Consider the following 4,173-nt stretch of genomic DNA (forward strand, 5'->3'; position numbering starts at 1 on the left):
GCGGGTGCCCCCGCCCGCCGCCGCGGGTGGGCGGGGCGCGGGGGGACCGGGCCAGGTGGACCGAATCCGCGGGTCCGCCGCCCGTGCCGCGCGCGGCGGTCCGGTCCGCCATCGCGGCGAAGGTGGAGGCCACGCCCTTGGGCCGGCCCGTGGTGCCGCCGGTATAGGTCACACGCGCCACGTCGTCCTCACGCGCCCGTACGGGCACCGGCCGGCCTTCCCGGGCGCGGGCCAGCCGCAGCAGTGCCGCCAGCCCGATGCGCGCCGCCCCGGTGTCCGGCACCGGGGTGTCGTGCACCACCAGCACCGGCGCGCTGTCCCGCAGCACGAAGTCCAGGCCGTGGGTGGCGGGACCGACGATCACCTGGGTGAGCCGCGCGCCCAGCACGTGGACGGCCAGCCGCACCAACAGCGCCTCGGGCCGGTTCTCACCCGTCACGCAGGCCACTCCCGTCCCGCGCCGGACTCCCAGCTCGTCGAGGCCGGCCGCGAGCCGGTACGTATCGGCCAGCACCTCGGAGAACGCCATGACGACGGGACCGGCCCCGATCGCGGGCCGCTCCGCGTTCCGCTCCAACGCACCGATCAGGTCCGCGACATACCGCGCAACCATCTGCACCCGCCTCCCAGCCCGTCCCGACCGGCACTCGCCCCGCCCGGGACCGCCCCGACCCGTACCCGTCCGGTCTTCCCTCCGACCGTAGCCCCTGCGGCCGACCCGGGCGCCCCCGTACCCGTGGAGCGGATCGTCAACGATGATCAACACATGGATTTCACCAGTCGACGCAGCATCCTGACCTCCATGGCGGCGGCCGCCGCCACCCTGCCCCTGCTCAACGACATGGCGGGGAACGGCAGCACGGCCGTCGCGGCCGACGGCAGCACCGCCTCGCCCGTCGTGGAGCACTTCGATTCGAACACCTCCCTGTACAGCAGCAGCGAGTTCAAGGAGGGCACCGACTGGATGCGTCGCTTCCGGTGCGGTGCCCGGTCCGAGTTCAGCGACCATCTGAAGGCGTCGAGCGGCCCCGTCCGCAGTACGGCCGTCCTGGCTCCGCACGGCGGCGCCATCGAGGCGGGTACGAGTGAGCTGTGCCTCGCGATCGCCGGCTACTCGCACAAGGAGGATCCGGGGACCACCGTGCCCGCGGTGTCCGGCCTGGTGCAGCGTGACTACTGGATGTTCGAGGCGCTGGTCTCCGACGACGCGCTGCACGTCACGTCGGCCCACTGCGACGACCCGGCGGCGCTGGCGGTCGCCGACAACAACCTGTACGCCGTGTCCCTGCACGGGTTCCAGCCCAAGACGGGACCTGCCAAGCAGATCCTCATCGGAGGTCGCGACCGACGGCTGATGGCCACCCTGGCCTGGGCCTTCGACAAGTACGGGCTGCGGCTGCGCACCGACGACCCCGCCCTCTCCGTGAAGGTGTCGCTCGCGGGCGCCGACTCCGAGCTGAACGGCGACGACCCGGCGAACTTCGTCAACCGCACGCGCACGGGCGCCGGGGCGCAGTTGGAGATCTCCACGGAACTCCGCCGGGCGATGTTCGGAGAGTTCGACGGCGGGGAGAAGCGCAGGAGGACGGCCGGCACGGGCAGCAAGAACGAGGCCCACTTCTGGGACGGCTTCACCCAGGCCGTTCGTGAGGCCATCGACTGGCACGAGCTGGGCCGGTCCAAGTCCCTGCCGCCCACCGGCGCCTGACGCCACGGCGGTCGCCCGGCCGGACCCGGCTGCCGCGCCGTGGCGAACGACCGGTCGTCGACCGGGTCACCGGTCATCCGGACGGGCATGCCACAGCCGTCGGGCGCGTGCGGGTCAGCGCGAGTCCGGGCCGTCCGGGGCCGGGCCGTCCGGGGCCGGGGGCGGGCCCACCACTCTGGTGACGTAGCCCGCCAGTTGGGCCCGCAGCCGGTCGCGCTGCGCGTCCTCCCGGCCGGCCAGCCGTTCGACGAGATCGGCCCGGGTGGCGGCGAGCAGGGCGTGGGCGGTGAAGTCGGCGTCGGCGAGGCCCGGGATCCGCTCCAGCACGGACCGGAGCAGGGCGTGCCAGCGCGCGTAGTGCCCGGCCTGGTACGGACTGCCGGTCCCGCTCTCCTCCAGGGCCAGCGCCAGGCGGCGGTTGTCGAGCTTGAAGCACAGGACGGCGTCCAGTACGGCGACTGCGCGCTCCTGGGGCGGCGTGGCGGGTCCGAGGGGCGGCGGGCCGGCTTCCACGGCCTCCCGGACCGGTTCGAGCCGGGCTTCGTACAGCGCACGGAGCAGGCCGGCGCGGTCGCCGAAGGCACGGAAGAGCGTGCCCTTGCCCACGCCGGCCGCTGCGGCGATGTCGGCCGTCGTGGGCTCCTCGGGGCCTTCGGAGCGCGCGAAGAGGGCGTCGGCGGCTTCGAGGACGGCTTGCCGGTTGCGGGCCGCGTCCTTGCGGGGCTTGCGCTCGGGCTCGGGCACGAGGTTCCTCCAATTGAAAAACGGACCCTGGGTCCGTATTGTTGAAGCGGACCCCGGGTCCGCATTCTACGAGACGGAGAACACCCATGTCCGCACCCGTGCCCGCGCCCGTCCCCGCTCCCGCATCGCCGCCCGCGTCACCACCCGGATCACCGTCCCCGGCCGACCTGTACCGCCACGGCCTGCGCCTCCTGCTCGCCAAGGACATCCCCGGCTGGGTCGGCCTGTGGGCCGAGGACGGGGTGATGGAGTTCCCCTTCGCGCCTCCGGGCCGGCCCGCGCGGCTGGACGGCCGGGAGGCGATCGCCGACTACATGCGCCCGTACCCCGACCACATCGACCTGCACGACTTCCCCGACGCCGACCTGCGCATCCACCGGACCGCCGATCCGCGGACCATCGTGGTCGAGATGCGGGGCGTGGGCCGGCTGGTGCAGAGCGGCCGCCCCTTCGACATGACCTACATCGCCGTCGTGACGGCCGAGAACGGACGGTTCACCTCCTACCGGGACTACTGGAATCCGCTCGCCCTCACCGAATCCGGTACCGACTTCGCCGGGAGCTCCCGATGAGCCGGGCCGGCGCCGCCACCCCCGGCGCGGCCGTGCTCGTCATCGGCGCCACAGGGACCACCGGCAGCCGCACCGTCGCAGGGCTGGCTGCCGCCGGTCACACGGTCAAGGCCGCCGGCCGCAGCGGCACCCCGGTGGCGGGAGCCGAGCCGGTCCGCTTCGACTGGTACGACCCCGGCACCCACGCCGCCGCCCTCACCGGCGTCGACCGCGTCTACGTGGTCCCGCCCGTGGGCGATCCCGACCCCGCAGCGGTCGTCCTGCCGTTCCTGCGCCGGGCCCGCGCCGCCGACGTACGGCGCGCGGTGCTCCTGAGCGCCTCGTCCATCGAGAACGGCGGGCCGGCCGTGGGCCTGGTGCACCAGGCGCTGCCGGACATCTTCGACGAGTGGGCGGTGCTGCGTCCGTCGTGGTTCATGCAGAACTTCACCGGCGGCCACGAGCACGCCCGCCGCATCCGGACCGACGGCACGATCCTGACCGCCACCGGCCGCGGCCGGGTCGCGTTCGTCGACGCCGAGGACATCGCGGCCGTGGCCGTCCGCGCACTCACCGACGTCCGCTCCCCCGACACCGACCTCGTGCTGACCGGACCGGAGGCCCTGAGCTACGACGACGTCGCCGCGATCGTCGCCGAGGTGACGGGGCGGCCGGTGGTCCACCACAGCCTCTCCTACGAGGAGATGCGCGACCGGCTCGCCGCACTGATGCCCGGGGAGTTCGCCGCGATGCTGGCGGGCATGGACCGGGCCATCGCGGAGGGAGCGGAGGACCGGGTCACCGACTGCGTGCAGCGCCTCACCGGACGGCCGGCGCGCAGCTTCCGCGCCGTTGCCGAGCGGGAGCTGCGCGGCGCGCACTGACGCCCGCTCGCCGGGCTGGGGCCCGGGCGGGTTCCTATGCTCGAAGGAGGGGGACACGGCACCAGGCGAAGGAGGCGGACGGCATGACCGAGACGGCGGACGCGCGCGACGCTGACCGCGCGCTCAAGGCGAAGCACCGGACGATGTGGGCACTGGGTGATTACCCGGCGGTCGCCCGCGAGGTCGTCGCGGGCCTGGGGCCCGGTAGGGTCGATTCCAGCGGGGTTTAGAGGGGCGAACCGGTGCTCGACGGAGCCGCCCGGGAGTGGGACACACCCAATAAGGC

Annotated in this window: 6 protein-coding genes; 4 read left to right on the top strand and 2 right to left on the bottom strand. The window is 74.0% G+C overall.

What is annotated here, in order from left to right; all coding sequences use genetic code 11:
* Window positions 1-613, bottom strand: a 613-nt coding sequence (locus ACFXA3_RS37255; protein ID WP_385194773.1) for an AMP-binding protein, incomplete at its 3' end; no start/stop codon positions are given.
* 153 nt (window positions 614-766) lie between these two features.
* On the opposite strand from ACFXA3_RS37255, the gene ACFXA3_RS37260 reads away from it, so the two are divergent.
* Entirely contained in the window at window positions 767-1,708 is a 942-nt protein-coding gene (locus tag ACFXA3_RS37260; protein WP_385194776.1) for a poly-gamma-glutamate hydrolase family protein, read from the top strand.
* Window positions 1,709-1,822: 114 nt separating this feature from the next.
* On the opposite strand, the gene ACFXA3_RS37265 is transcribed toward ACFXA3_RS37260, so the two are convergent.
* Window positions 1,823-2,452, bottom strand: a complete 630-nt coding sequence (locus ACFXA3_RS37265; protein ID WP_385194779.1) for a TetR/AcrR family transcriptional regulator — start codon at window positions 2,450-2,452, stop codon at window positions 1,823-1,825.
* Window positions 2,453-2,538: 86 nt separating this feature from the next.
* Between ACFXA3_RS37265 and ACFXA3_RS37270 the strand changes: the two genes are divergently transcribed.
* The 3 genes from ACFXA3_RS37270 (at window position 2,539) to ACFXA3_RS37280 (ending at window position 4,117) form a co-directional block, all read left to right on the top strand.
* Entirely contained in the window at window positions 2,539-3,024 is a 486-nt protein-coding gene (locus ACFXA3_RS37270; RefSeq protein WP_385194782.1) for a nuclear transport factor 2 family protein, read from the top strand.
* Window positions 3,021-3,887 carry an NAD(P)H-binding protein gene (locus ACFXA3_RS37275; protein ID WP_385194785.1) on the top strand — a complete coding sequence of 289 codons (867 nt, stop codon included), beginning with the start codon at window positions 3,021-3,023 and terminating at the stop codon, window positions 3,885-3,887. The genes ACFXA3_RS37270 and ACFXA3_RS37275 overlap by 4 nt, the downstream gene beginning before the upstream one ends.
* An 83-nt stretch (window positions 3,888-3,970) precedes the next feature.
* Window positions 3,971-4,117, top strand: coding sequence for a hypothetical protein (locus ACFXA3_RS37280; protein WP_385194788.1), 147 nt, complete (start codon window positions 3,971-3,973; stop codon window positions 4,115-4,117).
* Window positions 4,118-4,173 lie beyond the last annotated feature (56 nt).

This window comes from Streptomyces sp. NPDC059456, assembly GCF_042750055.1.
Lineage (GTDB): Bacteria > Actinomycetota > Actinomycetes > Streptomycetales > Streptomycetaceae > Streptomyces.

What these genes read in the sequence shown, in the direction of transcription:
- ACFXA3_RS37260 (WP_385194776.1), top strand. Translation starts at nt 767, where the DNA reads ATGGATTTCACCAGTCGACGCAGCATCCTGACCTCCATGGCGGCGGCC.
- ACFXA3_RS37270 (WP_385194782.1), top strand. Translation starts at nt 2,539, where the DNA reads ATGTCCGCACCCGTGCCCGCGCCCGTCCCCGCTCCCGCATCGCCGCCC.
- ACFXA3_RS37275 (WP_385194785.1), top strand. Translation starts at nt 3,021, where the DNA reads ATGAGCCGGGCCGGCGCCGCCACCCCCGGCGCGGCCGTGCTCGTCATC.
- ACFXA3_RS37280 (WP_385194788.1), top strand. Translation starts at nt 3,971, where the DNA reads ATGACCGAGACGGCGGACGCGCGCGACGCTGACCGCGCGCTCAAGGCG.